Source organism: Stenotrophomonas sp. Bg11-02, assembly GCF_002836635.1.
GTDB lineage: Bacteria > Pseudomonadota > Gammaproteobacteria > Xanthomonadales > Xanthomonadaceae > Stenotrophomonas > Stenotrophomonas lacuserhaii.
Genome location: NZ_PJAY01000043.1, coordinates 26,187 through 46,090 on the forward strand (window position 1 = coordinate 26,187; position 19,904 = coordinate 46,090).

Consider the following 19,904-nt stretch of genomic DNA (forward strand, 5'->3'; position numbering starts at 1 on the left):
TCAGGCCACCACGACCGGAATCTTGCCGATCCGTGCCTGCCATTCGCGCGGGCCGGTCTGGTGCACCGACTCGCCGGTCGAATCGACCGCCACCGTCACCGGCATGTCCTGCACGGTGAACTCGTAGATAGCTTCCATGCCCAGGTCAGCGAAGCCGACCACCTTGGCCGCCTTGATCGCCTTGGACACCAGGTAGGCCGAACCGCCGACCGCCATCAGGTAGGCCGACTTGTTGTCACGGATCGCCTCGATCGCCGCCGGGCCGCGCTCGGCCTTGCCGACCATGCCCAGCAGGCCGGTCTGTTCAAGCACCTGGCGGGTGAACTTGTCCATGCGCGTGGCGGTGGTCGGGCCGGCCGGGCCCACCACTTCATCGCGCACCGGATCGACCGGGCCGACGTAGTAGATGAAGCGTCCCTTCAGGTCGACCGGCAGCGGCTCGCCCTTGTCCAGCATTTCCACGATGCGCTTGTGCGCGGCATCGCGGCCGGTCAGCAGCTTGCCGTTGAGCAGCAGGGTCTGGCCCGGCTTCCAGCTGGCGACATCGGCCGGGGTGATCGTGTCCAGGTCCACGCGGGTACCCTTGGACGCGTCATAGGTGATCTTCGGCCAGTCTTCCAGCGACGGCGGATCCAGCATCACCGGGCCGCTGCCGTCCAGGGTGAAGTGCGCATGGCGGGTCGCCGCGCAGTTCGGGATCATCGCCACCGGCAGGTTGGCGGCATGGGTGGGGAAGTCCTTGACCTTGATGTCCAGCACCGTGGTCAGGCCGCCCAGGCCCTGTGCGCCGATGCCCAGTGCGTTGACCTTGTCGAACAGTTCCAGGCGCAGCTCTTCGGCGCGGTTGGACGCGCCGCGGGCCTTCAGTTCGTTGATGTCGATCGGCTCCATCAGCGATTCCTTGGCCAGCAGCATCGCCTTTTCGGCGGTGCCGCCAATACCGATGCCGAGCATGCCCGGCGGGCACCAGCCGGCGCCCATCGTCGGCACCGTCTTGAGTACCCAGTCGACGATCGAATCGGAAGGATTGAGCATGGCGAACTTGCTCTTGGCTTCCGAACCGCCGCCCTTGGCCGCAACGATCACCTCCACGTGGTCACCCGGCACCACCTTGACGTTGACCACGCCGGGGGTGTTGTCCCTGGTGTTCACGCGCTTGCCGGCCGGATCGGCCAGCACCGAGGCGCGCAGCTTGTTGTCCGGATGGTTGTAGGCGCGGCGCACGCCTTCGTTGGCCATGTCCTCCACGCCCATCGTGGCGTCGTCCCAGCGCACGTTCATGCCGATTTCAAGGAACACGGTGACGATGCCGGTGTCCTGGCAGATCGGCCGGTGGCCTTCGGCGCACATCCGCGAATTGATCAGGATCTGCGCCATCGCTTCCTTGGCCGCCGGGGATTCCTCGCGCTCGTAGGCCGCGGCCAGGCTCTTGATGTAGTCCACCGGGTGGTAGTACGAGATGTACTGCAGCGCGTCGGCGATGGACTGGATGAGGTCTTCCTGCTTGATCGATGTCACGGCTTGCTCGCTTGCTCGGGGCTGGCGGGGGGTAATCCGCCCATTTTACCCCGCGCGCCCGCCGCTGTAGCGCCGGGCCGCTGACGCTGCAGACGAAACCGTGTTCCACTGGCGGCACCTGTCACAGCGGCCCGCAGTGGGGCGTCCTGGGCACATGAACGCAGAATCGGCTTTCCATTCACATCGCCCTCGCCTGCTGGCACTGGCCTATCGGCTGCTGGGCAGCCGCGCGGATGCCGAAGACATCGTGCAGGAGGCCTGGCTGCGCTGGGCCGGCGCTGCGCATGCCGAGATCGCCGACCCACTGGCGTGGCTGGTGACTGCCACCACCCGGCTGGGACTGGATCGCCTGCGTGCGCTCAAGCGCCAGCGTACCGACTACATCGGCCCCTGGCTGCCCGAGCCCCTGGAAATCGCCCTGGAGCTGCCTGCAGCGCCCGACCCGGCGCAGGTACATGCCTTGGCCGAAGATGTGTCGCTGGCCTTCCTTGCGCTGCTGGAACAGCTGGCACCGGACGAGCGCGCCGCCTTCCTGCTGAAGGAGGTCTTCGACCATGACTACACGCAGGTAGCCGCACTGTTGGGCCACAGCGAGGCCAACTGCCGGCAGATGGTGCATCGGGCGCGCAAACGCCTGCGCGAGGGCCGTCCGCGCTTCGCAGCCGACGCAGGACAGCACCGGCAGCTGCTCGCCCGCTTCATGGACGCCTCCCAGCGCGGCGACAGCGAGGCGATCCAGGCCCTGCTGCACGCCAACGCCCGCCACGTTTCCGATGGCGGCGGGGTGGTCACGGCCGGCATCCGTCCGCTGCTCGGCGCCGAGCGGATCGGCCGCCTTTACTGGGCGATCGCCCGTCGCGGCGGCTCGTTGGCCGCACGCCTCGGCACGGTCAACGGAGAGCCGGCGATCCTGCGTTTCGATGGCCCGCGACTGCAGTCGGTGACCACGATCGTGGTGGAACACCGGCGCATCGTTGCGGTGTACAGCGTGCTCAATCCGGAAAAGCTCGGGGCGGCTGTCACAGGCCCGATCGCTGGGGCGTCCTTGTGGTGAAAGGCCGCCCATCCGGGCCGCCACTGGAGCCTGACGATGAATACCGTTGCCCCCCGCGTTGCCTACACCCGACTCGCCGCTGATGCCTTCAAGGGGCTGTTGGCAGTGAGCACGACCGTTCATGCCAGCTCGCTGGATCACGAACTGCAGGAGCTGGTCTATCTGCGCGTTTCGCAGATCAACGGCTGCGCCTACTGCCTGGACATGCATTCGACCGCACTGCGAAAGGGCGGCATCGAGCCGCGCAAGCTGGATACCGTGGCGGCCTGGCGCGAGAGCCGTTTCTTCGATGCCCGCGAGCGGGCCGCGCTGGGCTGGGCAGAAGCGTTGACGCGGCTGCCGGACGGTGCGCCGTCCGATGCCGCCTTCGATGCGCTGCGGCCGCACTTCGATGACAAGGGCATCAGTGACCTGAGCATGGCGGTGGCCGTGATCAATGCGTGGAACCGGCTGGGCGCCGGACTGCTGCCGCCGCTGCCCTGAGCCTGCGGCAGGGACAGGTAATTCCGGCCGCTGGCCGTCTGCTTCTGCTGTGGGTGGGTGACGACCATTGGTCGTCACGCTTCTGCCTGCCGCTGCGCTCGCCGAGCGTGGCTCGGCGCTACCCTGCACCTCGGTAGTGACGGCCGCTGGCCGTCTGCTCCTGCCTTTGGTGGGTGACGACCGTTGGTCGTCACGCTTCGCCTGCCGCTACGCTCGCCGAGCATGGCTCGGCGCTACCCTGCCCCTCGGTAGTGACGGCCGCTGGCCGTCCTGCCGTTGCCCCGGCACCACTGCCTTCTCACGCCGCGGCGGCGCACACTAGGCGCATGCCTGACACTCCCCCGTCCGCCCGCCCCAGCCTGCGCCAGCGCTTCTCTGCGATGCGCAACCTTCCCCCCTTCCTGCGCCAGGTCTGGCAGACCAACCCATGGCTGGCCAGCGCCAGCCTGGGGCTGCGCATCATCCGCGCCCTGCTGCCGGTGGCGATGTTGTACGTCGGCAAGCTGATCATCGATTCGGCCGTGCTGCTCAGCGAGCATGAGGCCGGTTTCCCGCCGTTCGGCGAGGCGCTGGCCAGCGGACTGCTCACCCCGCTGCTGTCCCTGCTGGCGCTGGAGTTCGGCCTGGCCATCGCATCGGACCTGCTGGGGCGCATCGTCAGTTACGCCGACTCACTGCTGTCGGAACTGTTCACCAACGTGACCAGCGTGCGCCTGATGGAGCATGCCGCCTCGCTGGACCTGGAAGACTTCGAGGACCCCGAACTGCAGGACAAGCTGGACCGCGCGCGACGCCAGACCATGGGCCGGATGAACCTGATGAGCCAGCTGTTCGGCCAGGTCCAGGATGCGATTACCGTGGCCAGCCTCGCGGTGGGCCTGCTGGTCTACGCGCCGTGGCTGATCGTGCTGCTGGCACTGGCGCTGGTGCCGGCGTTCATCGGCGAATCGCATTTCAATGCGGCTGGCTACAGCCTCAACTTCCAGTGGACCCCCGAACGCAGGCAGCTGGATTACCTGCGCCAGGTCGGGGCCAGCGTGGAAACCGCCAAGGAGGTCAAGATATTCAACCTCCACCGGTTCCTGATCGACCGCTACAAGCTGCTGGCCGATCGATTCTTCCACGCCAACCGCGCGCTGGCGCGCAAGCGCGCGTTCTGGGGCACGCTGCTGGCCGCATTGGGTACGCTGGGGTACTACACCGCCTATGCGTACATCGCCTGGCGCACCGTGCGCGGTGATTTCAGCATTGGTGACCTGACCTTCCTGGCCGGCAGTTTCCTGCGCCTGCGGCAACTGCTGGAAGGCCTGCTGATCGGTTTTTCGCAGGTGGCCAGCCAGGCGCTGTACCTGGATGACCTGTTCTCGTTCTTCCAGATCACCCCGGAAATCCACACCCGCCCCGATGCGGTGCCGGTACCGCGACCGATCCGCGAGGGCTTCGTGTTCGACAACGTGGGCTTCCGCTATCCGGATGCAGAGAGCTGGGCCGTGCGCCATCTCGACTTCCAGCTGCTTGCCGGCGAAGTGCTGGCGCTGGTCGGCGAAAACGGCGCCGGCAAGACCACCCTGGTCAAGCTGCTGGCGCGATTGTACGACCCGGACGAGGGCCGGATCCTGCTTGATGGCCGTGACCTGCGCGATTACGACCTGGACGACCTGCGCGCCAACATGGGGGTGATCTTCCAGGACTTCGTGCGCTACAACCTCACCGCCGGCGAGAACATCGGTGTCGGCCAGGTCGATGCGCTGGACGACACGCAGCGCATCCGCGACGCGGCCCGCCGCGGCATGGCCGAAGAGGTCATCGAGGCGTTGCCCGGCGGCTACCAGCAGGTGATCGGCCGCCGCTTCAAGCAGGGCGTGGATCTGTCTGGTGGCCAATGGCAGAAGATCGCCATCGCCCGTGCGTACATGCGCCAGGCCCAGGTGATGATCCTGGACGAGCCGACCGCCGCGCTCGATGCACGCGCCGAGTACGAGGTGTTCCAGCGCTTCCGCGAGCTGTCCGAACAACGCACCGCGGTACTGATCTCGCATCGGTTCTCCTCCGTGCGCATGGCCGACCGCATCCTGGTGCTGGCCGATGGCCGGATCGAGGCCAGTGGCAGCCATGCCCAGCTGATGGCCGAAGGTGGCCGCTATGCCGAGCTGTTCGAGCTGCAGGCTGCCGGTTATCGCTGAACCGTGGTCATGAACGCCTCTCATCACGGCCAATGAGAACCTGTCTCATTCGGGGTAGAATGTGCGGGACGATTTCCTGGATACGCTACCCCCATGTCTGCTGCTTTCGGCGCCGAGACGGTGCTTGAGGTCCGCCACTGGACCGATGCCTACTTCAGTTTCACCCTGACCCGTGACAGCGGGTTCCGCTTCGAGAACGGCCAGTTCGTGATGATCGGCCTGGAGACCGAGGCGCGGCCACTGCTGCGCGCGTATTCCATCGCCAGCGCGAACTGGGAAGAGAACCTGGAGTTCTTCAGCATCAAGGTGCAGGACGGCCCGCTGACTTCGCGCCTGCAGCACATCAAGCCGGGCGACAAGGTACTGGTCGGCAAGAAGCCGACCGGCACGCTGCTGATCAGCGACCTGCACCCGGGCAGGAACCTGTACCTGCTGGGCACCGGCACCGGCATGGCGCCGTGGCTGTCGGTGATCAAGGATCCGGAAACCTACGAGCGCTTCGACAAGGTGATCCTCACCCACGGCGTGCGTTACGAAAAGGATCTGGCCTACCGCGATTACTTCGAACGCGGACTGCGCGAGCACGAGTTCCTGGGCGAGATAATCGGCGACAAGCTGCTGTATTACCCGGCGGTCACCCGCGAGCCGTTCGCCAACCAGGGCCGGCTGACCTCGCTGCTGGAAAGCGGCGAGATGCAGCGCACCCTGGGCCTGCCGGAACTAGACCCGGCCAATGACCGCGCGATGATCTGTGGCAGCCCGCAGATGCTGGCCGATCTGCGCACGGTGCTGGACGCCAAGGGCTTCCAGGTCTCCCCGCGCATCGGCAGCCCTGGCCATTACGTCTTCGAACGCGCCTTCGTCGAGAAATAAGCGGGGCCCCGTGCCCTGTTCAGAGGTGGCGGCGGAGCTGTGCGGGGGTGGTGGTGGGCGCGAAGCGGGACTGCACCTGGCCATCGCGGTCGATCAGGAATTTGGTGAAATTCCACTTGATGCGCGCGCTGCCCAGCAGGCCGCGTTTCTGTGTGGACAACCACTGCCACAACGGGTCGGCGGCCGGGCCGTTGACCTCGATCCTGGCCGACAACGGGAAGCTCACCGGATAATCCAGCGAACAGAACGCACGGATCTGGGCGGCATCGCCGGGCTCCTGCGCACCGAACTGGTTGCACGGAAAGCCGATCACCACAAGACCGTGTTCACGGTAGTCCTGCCACAGCTGTTCCAGGCCGGTGTACTGCGGGGTGAAGCCGCAGCGGCTGGCCACGTTGACCAGCAGCAGCCGCTTTCCGCGATGGCACGACAGCGGAACGCGCTCGCCTTCCAGCGTGGTCATGTCGAAATCAAAGGCACTGGTCATCGGCCGGCCGCTGCAGGGAACAAGCCAGCAGCCTGAACGTCCATGCCTTTCGACACAAGCCCACTCGTCCGGGGCCGGGTTACCCTCGGGGACTTGTCTTCGTGGAGTACCTTGCCTTGACCACCCGCCTTGCCCTTGCCGTGGCCATGACCCTCGGCCTTGCCCTGCCCGCCTATTCCGCCGGCGCCGCCACCCCGGCTGCCAGCACCGCCGCGCAGCAGGCCAACCCGTTCTTCGCCGACAGCCCGCTGCCGCTGCACTATCCGCAGTTCGACAAGATCACCGACAGCGACTTCGCGCCGGCCTTCGACGCCGGCATGGCCCAGCAGCTGAAGGAAGTGGAGGCCATCGCCAACAACAAGGCCAAGCCGACCTTCGAAAACACCCTGATCGCGCTGGAGAAGAGCGGTGAGACGCTGGACCGCGCCACCACCGTGTTCTTTGCCCTGGTCGGTGCCGATACCAATGACACCCGCAAGAAGCTGCAGGCCGACTATTCGGCGCGCTTTGCCGCCCACGGTGATGCGATCGCGCTGAACGGCAAGCTGTTCGCCCGCATCCAGGCGCTGTATGACGACCGCGCCAAGCTGGGCCTGGACGCCGAAGGCGTTCGCCTGGTCGAGAAGTACTACGAGAACTACGTGCGCGCCGGCGCCAAGCTGTCCGAGGCGGACAAGACCAAGCTCAAGGAAATGAACGCCGAGCTGGCCAACCTGGGGACCAAATTCAGCCAGAACGTGCAGTCCGAAGTGAACGCCTCGGCGATCACCGTGGACGACGTCAAGGAACTTGACGGCCTGTCGCAGGAGCAGATCTCCGCCGCCGCCGAAGCGGCCAAGGCGCGCGGCCTGGACGGCAAGTACGTGATCACCCTGCTCAACACCACCGGCCAGCCGCCGCTGACCAACCTGGCCAACCGTGCGCTGCGCCAGAAGATCTACGAAGCGTCCACCACCCGCGGCAGCCGCGGCGGTGAGTTCGACAACACCGCGCTGGTGGCGCGCATCATGCAGCTGCGCGCCGACAAGGCCAAGCTGATGGGCTTCCCCAACTTCGCCGCCTACAACCTGACCAACCAGACCGCCAAGACCCCCGAAGCGGTCAACGCGATGCTGGGCCAGCTGGCCCCGGCCGCGGTGGCCAACGCCAAGCGCGAAGCGGCCGACCTGCAGGCGATGATCGACCAGGAACAGAAGGCTGCCGGCAAGCCGACCTTCAAGCTGGAAGCCTGGGACTGGGCGTTCTACAGCGAGAAGGTGCGCCAGGCCAAGTACAACTTCGACGAATCCCAGCTCAAGCCGTACTTCGAAATGAAGACGGTGCTGGAAGACGGCGTGTTCCATGCCGCTGAACTCGAATTCGGCCTGACCTTCAAGCAGCGCACCGACCTGCCGGTCTACCACGAAGACGTCACCGTGTACGACGTGTTCGATGCCGACGGCAGCCAGCTGGCGATCTTCATCTTCGACCCCTATGCACGCGCGTCCAAGCGTGGCGGTGCATGGATGAACTCCTACGTTTCGCAGTCCGGACTGTCCGGCTTCAAGCCGGTGGTGGCCAACCACCTCAACATCCCCAAGCCGCCGGCCGGAAAGCCGACCCTGCTGACCTGGGATGAAGTGACCACCACCTTCCACGAGTTCGGCCATGCGCTGCACGGCATGTTCTCCAACGTGAAGTACCCGTATTTCTCCGGCACCTCGGTGCCGCGCGACTTCGTCGAGTTCCCCTCGCAGGTCAACGAGATGTGGGCTGACAATCCGGTCATCCTGAAGAACTACGCCAAGCACTACCAGAATGGTTCGGCGATGCCGCAGGCGCTGCTGGACAAGGTGGTCGCCGCGGCCAAGTTCAACCAGGGCTTCGCCACCACCGAATACCTGGGTGCGGCGATGCTGGACCAGCGCTGGCACCAGATCAGCGCGGACCAGGTCCCGGCCGCCGCCGAGGTGATGAAGTTCGAAGCCGCCGCACTGGCCAAGGACGGCATCTTCTACGCGCCGGTGCCGCCGCGTTACAAGACCCCGTACTTCAGCCACATCATGGGCGGCTACTCAGCCGGCTACTACGCCTACATCTGGTCCGAAGTGCTCGACGCCAACACCCAGAAGTGGTTCAACGAGAACGGCGGCCTGAGCCGCAAGAACGGCGACCACTTCCGCAAGACCCTGCTGTCGCGCGGCGGCAGCGTGGATGCGATGCAGCTGTTCCGCGACTTCGCCGGCCATGAGCCGCAGATCGAGCCGCTGCTGGAGAAGCGTGGCCTGACCGGTGCCGGCAAGTAAACAGCGCCTGCAGCAACGTTGAATGGAAAACGCCCGGGTAACCGGGCGTTTTTTTTTGCAGGCGGCCTCAACGCGGCGCCACGTACCCGCCCGGCACGCCTTCCGGCGACAGCACCAGTTGCCACAACTGGGCATGCCGGCAGCGGAACGCGGCCATCGAACCGGCCAGGTAGAAGCGCCACATGCGCTTGAAGCGCTCGTCGTAACGCTGCCGATCCAGCCGCGGCCAGGCCGCTTCCACGTTGCGCCGCCATGCCTGCAGCGTCAGGTCGTAGTCGGTGCCGAAGCCATGCCAGTCTTCAAGCACGAAGCGGCCCTCGAACGCGCGCGTGATCTGCGCCGCCGAAGGCAGCATCGAGTTGGGGAAAATGTAACGGGCGATCCATGGATCGGTGCGGTGGCCGCTGAAATTTCGCCCGATGGTATGCAGCAGCAGCAAGCCGTCCGGCGCCAGGCAACGCCGGGCCACGTCGAAGAACGCGCGATAGTTGCGTTCGCCCACGTGTTCGAACATGCCGATGGAGAACACCGCATCGAAGCGCTCATCCAGCGCGCGGTAATCCTGCAGCCGGATCTCCACCGGCAATCCTGCGCAGCGCCCGCGCGCATACGCGGCCTGTTCTTCGGAGATGGTCACACCCACGCCACTGACGCCGTAGCGTTCGCAGGCGAACTTCAACGCTTCCCCCCAGCCGCAGCCGATGTCGAGCACGCGCTGGCCGGGACGCAGCGCCAGCTTGCGGCAGACAAGGTCCAGTTTGGCTTCCTGTGCGGCATCCAGGTCCTGGGCCTGCCGCCAGTACCCGCAGCTGTACACCAGGCGCTGTCCCAGCATGGCCGCGTACAGGTCGTTGCCGAGATCATAGTGGCGGCGCCCGACTTCGAAACTGCGCTGCCCGGCCTGCACGTTGACCAGGCGTGCGCGGACCGCATCGGCCAACTCACGCCAACTGTGCACGCGCTCGTCCAGGTGGGCCTGCAGCAGGTGCAGCAGGAAGCAATCGAGCTGGTTGGCATCCCACCATCCATCCATGTAACTCTCGCCGAGCGCCAGCGACCCGCCCGCCAGCACCCGCGCGTGGAAGCGCGGGTCATGGACGTGGATATCCTGGGGCCGCGCGCCGCCGAGGGTGACGCCGGCTTCCTGCATCAGCGCGGTGAGCCGAACCTGCAGCGCGGCGTCCACCGTCACCTCCCTGCTCAGCCGTGGGCGAACAGTCCGGCGTACTCCGGCGCCACATGCGGCACCAGCACGGACGCCGGTACCTCGGCGGTCTGGGTGCCTTCGGAGTAGGGACCGACCTGGTAGGGGGGGAACACGAACCGCAGTCCGGTCACCTTGCCGGCGGCATCGGTCATCGGTTCGAACTGGCGGAAGTTGTCCGGCCGGGCGCCGGTGCCTTCGTTGATCATCCGCGAGGCGCTGCGCAGCGATTCCTGCAGCTCGCCCGGCTCCATGTCCTCGCTGCTCAGGCGCGTCGCTACGCGCTCGCGCAGCTGGTCGGCCACGAAGTCACTGATCGCCTTCCACCCCTTGGCGTCCGGCACCAGGTGGTCGGCGGTCAGCATCTGCTGCGGGCCGGGCAGCCAGACGAAGCGGGCGACCAGCGGCTCGCCGTGGGCACCGCCGGTGTAGCGGCTGCCCTCGGCGCGCACCGCCACCAGCTCCGGGGTTTCCAGCTGCTTTTCAAACGCCAGCGACAACTCGTACGGCATCGTCGGCTTGTCGTTGCCCAGCCCATCGAGGGCCTGCTGCAGCTCGCCACGCGCAGCGGCAGCGTAGTCCTGCAGCGCCTTGGCCAGCCCCGGATACTGGTCCAGCCCGGCTGCATAACTGATGCCGACCACCGCCTGCGGGCTGGTCTCGATCACATCGGCAAGCGCTACCGGTGCATCGGCGGGTGCTTCGGCCACCGGCGCCGGCAGCTGCCCGGCGGTATCGGCGGCGGCAGGCTGGGGCCCAGCGCTGTTGCCATCCTCGCGCCCACACCCGGCCAGCAGCATGGCCGCGATGGCCACGCCCAGCACCCCGGCGGCAGGCAGTTTATGGCGCAACGACTTCATCGATTTCCCCTGGACTGGCAGCGACATGTATCGGTTTCCTTTCTGGAACGAACCCCGTCGGCCGATCAGGCCAGCAGGTCATTGAATTCTTCGTGACGTTCAAAGAACGCCTCCGCGTAAGCGCACGCGGGAACCACTTTGTATTTGTTGTCGCGCGCCCAGCGCAGCGCCACGCGGGTCAGTTCCCCGGCGATGCCGCGCCCGCCGATGGCATCGGGTACCTCGGTGTGGGTGATCACCATGCGGCGCCGCTTGAGCTGGTAATCCAGCAACGCCAGATGACCTTGCACCCGTGCGGTGAAGCGGTGCGCAGCCACCTCATGGGTGACCTCGTAAGCCAATCCGGGGGGCGTGACCGAAGCCATGGGACCGATCTCCTGGGGCAGCACCGCTGATGGTGCGCAGCCTGCCGCCATGATCGTGTGAAGCCTGAACAGGGGCAAGCGCTATCTGCCCCGGACACATCGACCGCTAAAGCGTGGCCGGCCGCGGCCGATACCCCTGTCGACGGGGCGCACTGGAAGGCCCTGCCGGGTCCGCCCGCCCCTTTCCCAGGAGGTTCCCATGCGACACCCCCCTGCTCCGTCCGCCGATGCGGCCGCCACCGATGACGCGCTGCTGGAAGGCCTGCTGCAGCTTGCCGTGGAGGGTCACACCGAGCAGACGCAGTTCCAGCAGATCGGCGAAGAAGTCTTCACCCGCCTGCTGGATACCTATGGCGTGGACAGCGGGACCCCGCGGACGCGCTAGCCGCCCGCCGGTCGCCGCGCGCGCCTCAGCCGCCCAGGCCGAAGCGCGGGTTGGACAGCTCGCGCAGGAAGTGGTTGAAGATGCCCGGGTTCATCGCCAGCAGGAACAGCACGCCGAATGCCGCACCGGCCAGGTGCGCGCTGTGGTTGATGCGGTCCCCGCCCTTCTTGTCCATCCAGATGCTGTAGCCCACGTAGAACACCGCGTACAGGATGGCCGGCGCCGGGATGAAGAACACCAGGATGATCGTCCACGGGCTGAGCAGGATGAAGGCGAACAGCACCGCCGACACCGCCCCTGACGCGCCCAGGCTGAGGTAGTTGGGATTCTTCTGGTTCTTGATGTAGCTGGGCAGGATGGACACCACCAGCGCCCCCAGATAGAACGCCGGATAGGTCAGGTAGCTGCCGGACAGCTGCACCATCACCGTTTCGATCTGGCCGCCGAAGAAGAACAGCGTGATCATGTTGAAGATCAGGTGCGGCCAGTCGGCGTGGATGAAGCCGTAGGTCACCAGCCGGTCGTACTGGCGGTGGCGATCCACCGCCGGTGGCCACAGGATCAGCCGGTCGGCCAGCTTGCGGTTGTTGAACGCCAGGTAGGAAACGATGGCGGTGATGGCGATCAGCAGGAGGTTTACGGGCGTCATGTCAGGCTCAGGCGGCGCGGTAGTTGTCGACCATGCGGTAACGGCGCGCATACCAGCCAAAGGCCAGTGCGGCGACGAACGCGAAGCCAGCGAAGAAGAACATCAGGAACGCCGCTTCGCTCAGCCCGGTACTGGCGATCTGGTGGGTCACCGTATCGTTGCGCACCGCGGCGTTGGACAGCAGCACCCACAGGTTGCCGATGGTGGTGGTCAGGTTCCAGAAGCTCATCACCACCCCCTTCATAGCCTGCGGCGCCTGGCTGTAGGCGAATTCAAGCCCGGTCGCCGACACCAGCACTTCACCGAAGGTCAGCAGCGCGTACGGCAGCATCTGCCAGAAGATCGACATCGCGTTGCCGCCGTCCATCACCACCTGGATGCCGCCGACCACGATCCACGCCAGGCCGCTGAAGGCGATGCCGGCGGTCATCCGGCGCAGCGCGGTGGGTTCGAAGCCGAAACGGCGCAGCGCCGGGTACAGCACCAGGTTGTTGAACGGAATCAGGATCATCACCAGCAGCGGATTCAAGGCCTGCATCTGCGAGGCGGTGAACCAGCTGGGCATCTGCATCTGCTGGCCCTGCAGCACCCAGGTGGAGGCCTTCTGGTCGAACAGCGAGAAGAACGGCGTGGTCAGCGCGAAGATCACCAGCACGCGCAGCACCGAGCGCACGCCTTCGACGGCCTCGGCCGGATGCACCGCACGGGCCCGGTCCAGCTGCATCCAGGTGCCGCCACCGATGCCTGCCAGCACCGAGACCAGCGCCAGGCACAGGCAGATCACGATTCCCAGCGTGCCGACCAGCCCGAACGAAGCAATCGCCAACACCACGCCTGCAATGGCCAGCCCCAGGCCAGGACGGCCACGGCCTTCGACGCGCGCGGTCAGTGCCGTGCGCACCACGTTGGCGAACGAATGCGGGTCCTTCGGTGGCAGCGGAGTCAGCACGTAGCGCTTGCGCCCCAGCCAGAACACGAAGGTCGCGATGAACATGAGGATGCCGGGGATGCCGAAGGCCCACTGCGGACCCCAGTTCTTCAGCACCAGCGGAATCAGCAGCGAGGCGAACAGCGAGCCGAAGTTGATGATCCAGTAGAAGGCATCGAAGACCAGTTTCGCCAGGTGCTTGTTGCCCTGGTCGAACTGGTCGCCCATGAACGAAGCAACCAGCGGCTTGATGCCACCGGCGCCCAGCGCGATCAACCCCAGGCCGAAGAAGAAGCCGCCGCGACTGCCTTCGAACAGCGCCAGGCACAGGTGGCCGACACAGTAGATCAGGCTGAACCACAGGATGGTGTGGTACTTGCCGAAGAATCTGTCGGCCAGCCAGCCACCGAGCAGCGGGAAGAAATACACGCCGATCATGAAGCTGTGCATGATGTCCTTGGCTTCACCGGCACGGCCTTCGGCGGTGATCTCCTGCAGCAGCAGCGAGGTGATCAGGAACTGCACCAGGATGTTGCGCATGCCGTAGAAGCTGAAGCGCTCGCAGGCCTCGTTGCCGATGATGTACGGGATCTGGCGCGGCATGGATCCCTTGCCGGCGGGGGCGACTGCGTTATGGCTCATCCTGTAAGGCTTTCCTGCGGACACTAAAGCGCCAAGGTTACCGGAATCAAGGCACCCAGCGCACGCTGCAGGGCTGCATGACAGCGCTTTAAAAGCATGGCAGAGACGCTGCGGGGTCACGACGCCTGCACGGCGCAAGCGTAAACTTATCGTTATGCGCACCCCTCCTTTCCCCCTGTTGCTGTGCGTTGGCCTGTTGTTGGCTCCCCTGGTGGTCCGTGCCCAGCCGGCGGCGGCAAGCCCGCTTGCCGAACTCAGCGTGGCCAGCCTGCAGCTGCCCGCACAGGAGGATCCGGGCTGGGAGCATCGTCGCGAAGCGATCGCCCAGCTGCTGGCCACCCTTCGACCGGACGTGATCACGGTGCAGTCGGTACTGCAGGAGGGTCGTCGCAACCCGGCCTGCTGGCTTGCCAGCCGGCTGCGCTACAGCTGCGATTTCATCACCTCCGATCCGCCCAGCCAGGCCCAGCGACACGGCAGCGCGATGCTCAGCCGGCTGCGCGTGGAGGAAGACGGCGTCACCCTGCTGCATCCCCCGGGACGCTTCAGCGCTGCGGGCATGATGCGCGTCGCCGTCGGCGAGGGGCAGGTCAACATCTATGTGGCACGGTTGCGGCCAGAGCCGGATACCGCGGTCAACCGCCAGCACCAGACCAACGACCTGATGGCCTGGATCGCCGCGACCTCCGACGGCCACCCGAGCCTGGTCGCCGGTGATTTTTCCGCCAGCAGCAGCGAGGTGGTGCGCGGCATGCCCGGCTTCCAACCGGCGCGGCGCAACCCCTCGGCACGGGCGGAAAAGCCCGGCGCGGCGAACGGCAGCGTCGACAGCCACGGACTGGACGTGCTGTTCCAGGTCAAATCCTTCAGCGGAAAGCGCCAGCAGCGCATCGAACTGCCGGCCGAGGGTGAAATGCCGCTGCTGCCACTTGGCGTGATGGCCGTGCTGCGACTGCAGGCTCCGGCCGGCTGACGCGACGCTGCGCACCGGCGCAACGAAAAAGGGCCGCGCTGGAATGCGCGGCCCTGCTGGTTCTACCGGAACGCTGTTGCGATCAGGCAACTGCTTCCTGGTAACGACGCTCGACTTCATTCCAGTCGATCACGTTGAAGAACGCGCCGATGTATTCCGGCCGACGGTTCTGGTACTTCAGGTAATACGCGTGCTCCCAGACATCCAGGCCGAGGATCGGCGTGTTGCCTTCCATCAGCGGGCTGTCCTGGTTGCCGGTGCTTTCCACCACGACCTTCTTGTCCGGGGTAACGCTCAGCCACGCCCAGCCGCTGCCGAAGCGCGTCAGCGCCGCCTTGGTGAAGGCGTCCTTGAACTTGTCGAAGCCACCGAGATCGCTGTCGATCTTCTTGGCCACCTCACCGACCGGATTGCCGCCGGCGCTGGGCGCCATCACGGTCCAGAACAACGAATGGTTGGCATGGCCGCCCCCGTTGTTGCGCACCGGGCCCTGCAGGTTCTCCGGCAGCGACTTCAGCTTCTTGACCAGCTCTTCAACCGGCAGGTCGGCGTACTCGGTGCCTTCCAGCGCTGCGTTGACGTTGTTGATGTAGGTCTGGTGATGCTTGGTGTGGTGGATCTCCATGGTGGCCGCATCGATATGCGGTTCCAGGGCGTCATAGGCGTAGGACAGCTTGGGCAGGGTGTAGGCCATGGTGCATCTCCTCGTAGCTTGGGGACCTGGCTGACGCCAGGTGGTGCACGGTAAATGATGGGGACAGGTGTGAAGATTACCAAGAGGGATGTAAAGGAAACTTCGTCCTGCAGGTGACCGTGGTGCGACAGCGTGGCCCTCATGCGCGATGCAGTCCGGCGGCGTTACAGTGGCCACTGTTTCCACGCCTGCCATCGCCATGCGCAATCCCCGCCTGCTGATTACCGCCATCGCCCTGCTGCTGCTCGGGCTGGTGGGCAACCATTTCCTGCAGCGCCCGGCCAAGCCGCAGTTCGCGCCCAGCCTGTCCGGCACGCCGGCGCCGGCGGCCACCTCGGCCGCGCCGGCGGCCCATGCCGCGCTGCCGGGCTTCCTGCCCGCCGAAGCGCGCCAGACGATCGCGCTGATCCAGCGCGGCGGCCCGTTCCCGCATCGCCAGGACGGCAGCGTATTCGGCAACCGTGAGCAGCGGCTGCCGCAACGCGAGCGCGGTTATTACCGCGAGTACACCGTGGAAACGCCGGGCGCCGGCAACCGCGGCGCACGCCGCATCATCACCGGCGGCAAGCCACCGGATGCCTGGTATTACACCAGCGATCATTACGAAAGCTTCCGCAGCTTCAATGTACCCGCGCAGGGGGCCGTGCCATGACCCACGATGCCTTCGGCCTGGGCCTGCATGACCTCAACAACGCTGGCGTGTATGCGATAGGAGAGGGCGACGAGGCCGCGCTCGCCGCCGCCATGCGCGATGCCGGCCTGCTGGTGCGCCGGGTCGATCTGGAAGGCGTCGCAGACAAACGCACGCTCCTTGCACGACTTGCCGCGCAGCTGGATTTCCCCGCCGGGTCCGGCGGCAACTGGGACGCGCTGTATGACAACCTGCGCGACCTGTCGTGGCTGGGCGCCGCAGGCGGGCACGCACTGTTCCTGGACCGCATCGACGTCCTGCGTGCGCAGGACGCGGCCAGCTTCGACACCCTGCTGGAGATCCTCGACGAAGCCAGCCAGTACTGGGCCGAGCAGGACCTGCCGCTGTGGGCGTTCCTGTCCAGCGGATACTGAGCGGTCAGCGGACGCTGCCGTTGTCTTCCTGCAGCTCTTTCTTGAACGGAATGTCCGGCGGCGGACGCGCGATGGCCGGCTGGTCCTGCATGTTCGGATCGTTGAGGCCGCACCCACCGCCGAACTGCAGCACCGAAATCACGCAGGAAATCTTCGTGCTGGTACCCGGCAGCGGGATTTCGACCGACTGCACGCCGCGCCGCACCCACTCGGCAAGCAGCGATTCATTGGGCACCCAATACTTGTCGAACGAGGTCGGGGTGTAGTCATACGGCGGTCGCTTGAGCCAGGTGCCGGACTGCGCGATGCGGTCGCGGCTCCAGCCATCGTTGTCGCCGCCAGGCGCACCGCGATCGGTGTTGCTGGCGCCGTCCTGGCCGGGAACGCGCACGCTGCCGTCCGCGTTGAAGACGCCGCTGCCCTGCCCGGCATCACGATTGGCCTGCGCGCCCGCACTGCTGCCGGGACGATCACGGGTGGATGCACCCCAATCATCACCGCGCGCCGGCGTGGCCCAGTTGCCCGGCGTGGGACGCGCCTGCGCACCCGCCTGGCCCGGCGCGCGCGATGCGGCGGTAGATGCCGAAGCCGCTGCAGCCGCTGAAGAAGACGATGAGGCCTGGGCAGCCGCGGTCGCTGACGGGCGCGGGCTGGCGCTGGCAGCGGCGTTGGCAACGGCACGTTCGCGCACGGTCGGCTCGGGACTGGGTCGCGTGCGCAGCGCCGGCTCGCGCCCCGGCACCGTCGGCACGCTGATCGCAGGCGCGGTCACGGCAGTTACTTCGCGTTCGCGCACGACGGTGGGCTCACGCGGGGCAACCTGCACCGTCACCTCGGACGGCGGCAGTCGCATCGGCGCCGGCGCCTGCACCGCAAGCGGGACCTCGCGCTCACGCACCTGCACCATGGTTTCAGACGGCGCACGGGTGCGCACGGGCGTTACCGGACGCGGCGTGACCACGACCGGGGCCTGCACGACCTGCACCTCGCGTTCGCGAACCGACGGTGCCGCCTGGCGCGGGACCACGGTGACTTCGGTACGCGGCACGCTGACCGGCGGCACCACGAAATCGGTTGTTGCCTCGGCCACGTCCGTCGCCTGTACCGGCGGCGTCGGCAGCGGAGGCGTCGGTGCAGGCGGCGTCGGCTCGGCAGGCGTGGGTTCGGACACCATCGCAGGCGCGGCAGCGGCTGCGGCCGGGGCCGGCTGCGCCGCTGCGGTGGACGCTGCCGACGCGCTGTCCCGTGCTTCGGACGGGGGTGCCGCTGGGCCGTCCGCCGAAGCCGCACCGGCCTCGGCAGCTGCTGCGGCCTCGCTGCCGGGCTGCTCGCCGCCACCTTCCTGCGCGCCTTGCCCGATGAAGTCCACCTGCACCCGCTCGCCCTCCCCACCCTGGGTATCCGGCTGCGAAGAGCGCACCAGTGCCACCCACAGCAGCAGGAAGGCAAACAGCAGGTGCAACAGCAGGCTCACCCCTGCCGAAGTCCAGCGCATCCAGCGCTGGTCGCGCGGGGCCGGATCCCATTGCTGCCATCCCAGGCGACGCAGCGCCTGCCACATCGTCAGTCCCGGCAGGCGCCCACTGCTGGCCGGTAGTGGCCGCGGCAGCAGCACCGCAACCAGCTCACGCGCATGCTGGGGACGCGGCAGCGGCGGACGCGCGCGCAGCCAGATGGCCCACCCATACGGCAGGCCGGTCTTCTTTTCCAGAATGGGCGGCTCCTGCTGGCGCGCCAGCAGGGCCTCGATCCACTGTGCAGCCCGGGATGACGGCACGCAGCGGGCGTCAGGCGACGTTGCCGCGCGGCATGTACGGCGCCTGCCCACTATCGTGGTCGGTGGCATCACGTACCGCCGTGATGCCCGGAACCCGGCCCATCAGCGTCTTCTCGATTCCCTGCTTCAACGTGACATCGGCCATCCCGCAGCCCTGGCAGCCGCCACCGAAGCGCAGCAGTACCACGCCGTCGGCGGACACTTCCTGCACCGCGACCTTGCCACCGTGCGAGGCAAGCTGCGGATTGACCTCGTTCTCCACCACCCAGTGCACGCGCTCCACCAGCGAGGCCGCATCACCGGGTGCTTCCCCCTTTATGCGCGGCGCCTTGATGGTCAGCTGCTGGCCGCCGGCGTTGCCGGTGACGATGTCGATCTCGGCGCCGTCCAGCCAGCCCACGCTGTCGGAGGCCACGTACAAGGTGAAGCCGTCGCAGTCCACCGCCCACTCGTCGCCGAGCAGGTCGGCCGGTTCGGCGAACTCAAGCCGGGCATCGGCGCGGGGGGTGCCGGGGTCGACCGCGGACACGCGCACGCCCATGCCAGGCACGCCTTCGCGTTCGATCAACTTGCGGAAATGGGTCTGGGCGGTGTCGGAGATCTGGATCATCGGGCTATTCTAACGAAGTACCTGTTACGCGATCATTCGGTTTATACACTGGACCGCGCAATGTTCAGTCAACGATTTCAGAGGTAGAGCATTCCATGAACGATCTGGTCCCGCTGGAACAGGCCCATTGCATCCCCCGCCGGGGCAACGAGCACCGCCTGGGGCAGGCCAGGCTGGCGGAACTGCTGCCGCAGGTGCCCGGCTGGGAACTGGTCGAGAACGGCCAGGCCCTGCAGCGCACCTTCCGCTTCAAGGACTATTACCACACGCTCGCCTTCGTCAATGCGCTGGCCTTCATCGCCCACCGCGAGGACCACCACCCGGACCTGGGGGTGCATTACGACCGCGCCGTGGTGCGTTATTCCACGCACGACGTGGGCGGGCTGAGCGAGAACGATTTCATCTGCGCTGCCAAAGCATCGGCCCTGACGGAGTGACTGCCATGACCCTGCGCCTGTTGATCCTGCCCCTGCTCGCCACCGGCCTGGCCGCCTGCGGTGGTTCCGGCGAGCCGGCGACCCCGGCCGCGCCGGCCACCCCGCCGACCGAAGTCGCCGCGGTCAAGACCCCGCCGCCGCAGTACCCGATCGAACTGGCCTGCAGCGGCGTGGGCGGCACCACCACCCTGAAGGTCGTGGTAGGAGTGGAAGGCAAGCCCACCGAAGTGACCCAGCTGACCAGCAGCGGCAACCCGCAGCTGGACGAACAGGCGCGCACCGCCGTGCAGGGCTGGCAGTTCAACGCCGCCAGCCGCAATGGCCAGAAGATGCCCGCCACGATCCAGGTGCCGGTGAGTTTCAACCCGCCGCAGCCGCGCCCGGATGAATGCTTCGCGGTGGAAGCTGGCTCGTATACACATCTGACGCTGC

General features: G+C 66.7%; 21 protein-coding genes. 11 read left to right on the forward strand and 10 right to left on the reverse strand.

From position 1 onward, the window contains the following. Positions 1-1,518, reverse strand: coding sequence for a fumarate hydratase (locus tag CXG43_RS02525; protein ID WP_101098551.1), 1,518 nt, complete (start codon positions 1,516-1,518; stop codon positions 1-3). 154 nt (positions 1,519-1,672) lie between these two features. Here CXG43_RS02525 and sigJ point away from each other — a divergent pair, with 154 nt between their 5' ends. From sigJ to CXG43_RS02545, 4 genes are all read left to right on the forward strand, one after another. After that, on the forward strand, positions 1,673-2,572 hold the full coding sequence (gene sigJ, locus CXG43_RS02530) for an RNA polymerase sigma factor SigJ (RefSeq protein ID WP_101098552.1): 900 nt from the start codon (positions 1,673-1,675) through the stop codon (positions 2,570-2,572). A 36-nt stretch (positions 2,573-2,608) separates the two neighbouring features. Beyond that, the gene (locus CXG43_RS02535; protein WP_101098553.1) at positions 2,609-3,055 is read left to right on the forward strand and encodes a carboxymuconolactone decarboxylase family protein; all 447 of its coding nucleotides are present in this window, start codon (positions 2,609-2,611) and stop codon (positions 3,053-3,055) included. Between the two features lie 326 nt (positions 3,056-3,381). After that, entirely contained in the window at positions 3,382-5,238 is a 1,857-nt protein-coding gene (locus CXG43_RS02540; RefSeq protein WP_101098554.1) for an ABC transporter ATP-binding protein, read from the forward strand. Positions 5,239-5,331: 93 nt separating this feature from the next. Next, on the forward strand, positions 5,332-6,111 hold the full coding sequence (locus tag CXG43_RS02545) for a ferredoxin--NADP reductase (RefSeq protein WP_101098555.1): 780 nt from the start codon (positions 5,332-5,334) through the stop codon (positions 6,109-6,111). Between the two features lie 19 nt (positions 6,112-6,130). Here the strand turns inward: CXG43_RS02545 and CXG43_RS02550 are convergent, their stop codons facing one another. After that, positions 6,131-6,598 (reverse strand): glutathione peroxidase, encoded by a 468-nt coding sequence (locus tag CXG43_RS02550; protein ID WP_101098556.1) that lies wholly within the window; start codon positions 6,596-6,598, stop codon positions 6,131-6,133. Positions 6,599-6,714: 116 nt separating this feature from the next. Here CXG43_RS02550 and CXG43_RS02555 point away from each other — a divergent pair, with 116 nt between their 5' ends. Beyond that, entirely contained in the window at positions 6,715-8,883 is a 2,169-nt protein-coding gene (locus tag CXG43_RS02555) for a M3 family metallopeptidase (protein WP_101098557.1), read from the forward strand. Positions 8,884-8,950: 67 nt separating this feature from the next. On the opposite strand, the gene cfa is transcribed toward CXG43_RS02555, so the two are convergent. The 3 genes from cfa to CXG43_RS02570 form a co-directional block, all read right to left on the reverse strand. Then, on the reverse strand, positions 8,951-10,069 hold the full coding sequence (gene cfa, locus CXG43_RS02560; protein WP_101098569.1) for a cyclopropane fatty acyl phospholipid synthase: 1,119 nt from the start codon (positions 10,067-10,069) through the stop codon (positions 8,951-8,953). A gap of 14 nt (positions 10,070-10,083) precedes the next feature. Next, positions 10,084-10,947 carry a DUF3298 and DUF4163 domain-containing protein gene (locus CXG43_RS02565; protein ID WP_101098558.1) on the reverse strand — a complete coding sequence of 288 codons (864 nt, stop codon included), beginning with the start codon at positions 10,945-10,947 and terminating at the stop codon, positions 10,084-10,086. A 65-nt stretch (positions 10,948-11,012) separates the two neighbouring features. Continuing rightward, positions 11,013-11,312, reverse strand: a complete 300-nt coding sequence (locus CXG43_RS02570; RefSeq protein WP_101098570.1) for a GNAT family N-acetyltransferase — start codon at positions 11,310-11,312, stop codon at positions 11,013-11,015. Between the two features lie 199 nt (positions 11,313-11,511). Between CXG43_RS02570 and CXG43_RS02575 the strand changes: the two genes are divergently transcribed. Then, entirely contained in the window at positions 11,512-11,697 is a 186-nt protein-coding gene (locus CXG43_RS02575) for a hypothetical protein (protein ID WP_101098559.1), read from the forward strand. Between the two features lie 25 nt (positions 11,698-11,722). Here the strand turns inward: CXG43_RS02575 and CXG43_RS02580 are convergent, their stop codons facing one another. Together CXG43_RS02580 and CXG43_RS02585 are read right to left on the reverse strand one after the other, a co-directional pair. Continuing rightward, a complete protein-coding gene (locus tag CXG43_RS02580) occupies positions 11,723-12,346 on the reverse strand; it encodes a rhomboid family intramembrane serine protease (RefSeq protein WP_042613285.1) in 624 nt (207 codons plus the stop codon). A 7-nt stretch (positions 12,347-12,353) separates the two neighbouring features. Continuing rightward, complete coding sequence (locus CXG43_RS02585; RefSeq protein ID WP_101098560.1) at positions 12,354-13,916, reverse strand: oligopeptide:H+ symporter; 1,563 nt, start codon at positions 13,914-13,916, stop codon at positions 12,354-12,356. 154 nt (positions 13,917-14,070) lie between these two features. Here CXG43_RS02585 and CXG43_RS02590 point away from each other — a divergent pair, with 154 nt between their 5' ends. Continuing rightward, positions 14,071-14,889: an endonuclease/exonuclease/phosphatase family protein gene (locus CXG43_RS02590; protein ID WP_157825004.1), complete on the forward strand. Its 819-nt coding sequence runs from the start codon at positions 14,071-14,073 to the stop codon at positions 14,887-14,889. 82 nt (positions 14,890-14,971) lie between these two features. On the opposite strand, the gene CXG43_RS02595 is transcribed toward CXG43_RS02590, so the two are convergent. After that, positions 14,972-15,583 carry a superoxide dismutase gene (locus tag CXG43_RS02595; RefSeq protein WP_101098562.1) on the reverse strand — a complete coding sequence of 204 codons (612 nt, stop codon included), beginning with the start codon at positions 15,581-15,583 and terminating at the stop codon, positions 14,972-14,974. 199 nt (positions 15,584-15,782) lie between these two features. On the opposite strand from CXG43_RS02595, the gene CXG43_RS02600 reads away from it, so the two are divergent. Together CXG43_RS02600 and CXG43_RS02605 are read left to right on the forward strand one after the other, a co-directional pair. Further along, entirely contained in the window at positions 15,783-16,235 is a 453-nt protein-coding gene (locus CXG43_RS02600; protein WP_101098563.1) for a ribonuclease domain-containing protein, read from the forward strand. Further along, positions 16,232-16,648: a barstar family protein gene (locus tag CXG43_RS02605; protein ID WP_101098564.1), complete on the forward strand. Its 417-nt coding sequence runs from the start codon at positions 16,232-16,234 to the stop codon at positions 16,646-16,648. The genes CXG43_RS02600 and CXG43_RS02605 overlap by 4 nt, the downstream gene beginning before the upstream one ends. A gap of 4 nt (positions 16,649-16,652) precedes the next feature. Here the strand turns inward: CXG43_RS02605 and CXG43_RS02610 are convergent, their stop codons facing one another. Together CXG43_RS02610 and CXG43_RS02615 are read right to left on the reverse strand one after the other, a co-directional pair. Continuing rightward, positions 16,653-18,425 (reverse strand): hypothetical protein, encoded by a 1,773-nt coding sequence (locus CXG43_RS02610; protein ID WP_101098565.1) that lies wholly within the window; start codon positions 18,423-18,425, stop codon positions 16,653-16,655. A gap of 10 nt (positions 18,426-18,435) precedes the next feature. Beyond that, entirely contained in the window at positions 18,436-19,035 is a 600-nt protein-coding gene (locus CXG43_RS02615) for an NfuA family Fe-S biogenesis protein (RefSeq protein ID WP_101098566.1), read from the reverse strand. A gap of 95 nt (positions 19,036-19,130) precedes the next feature. Here CXG43_RS02615 and CXG43_RS02620 point away from each other — a divergent pair, with 95 nt between their 5' ends. Both CXG43_RS02620 and CXG43_RS02625 read left to right on the forward strand, forming a co-directional pair. Beyond that, the gene (locus tag CXG43_RS02620) at positions 19,131-19,472 is read left to right on the forward strand and encodes a 4a-hydroxytetrahydrobiopterin dehydratase (RefSeq protein ID WP_042613277.1); all 342 of its coding nucleotides are present in this window, start codon (positions 19,131-19,133) and stop codon (positions 19,470-19,472) included. Positions 19,473-19,477: 5 nt separating this feature from the next. Further along, a partial coding sequence (locus CXG43_RS02625) for an energy transducer TonB (RefSeq protein ID WP_101098571.1) occupies positions 19,478-19,904 on the forward strand: 427 nt, incomplete at its 3' end.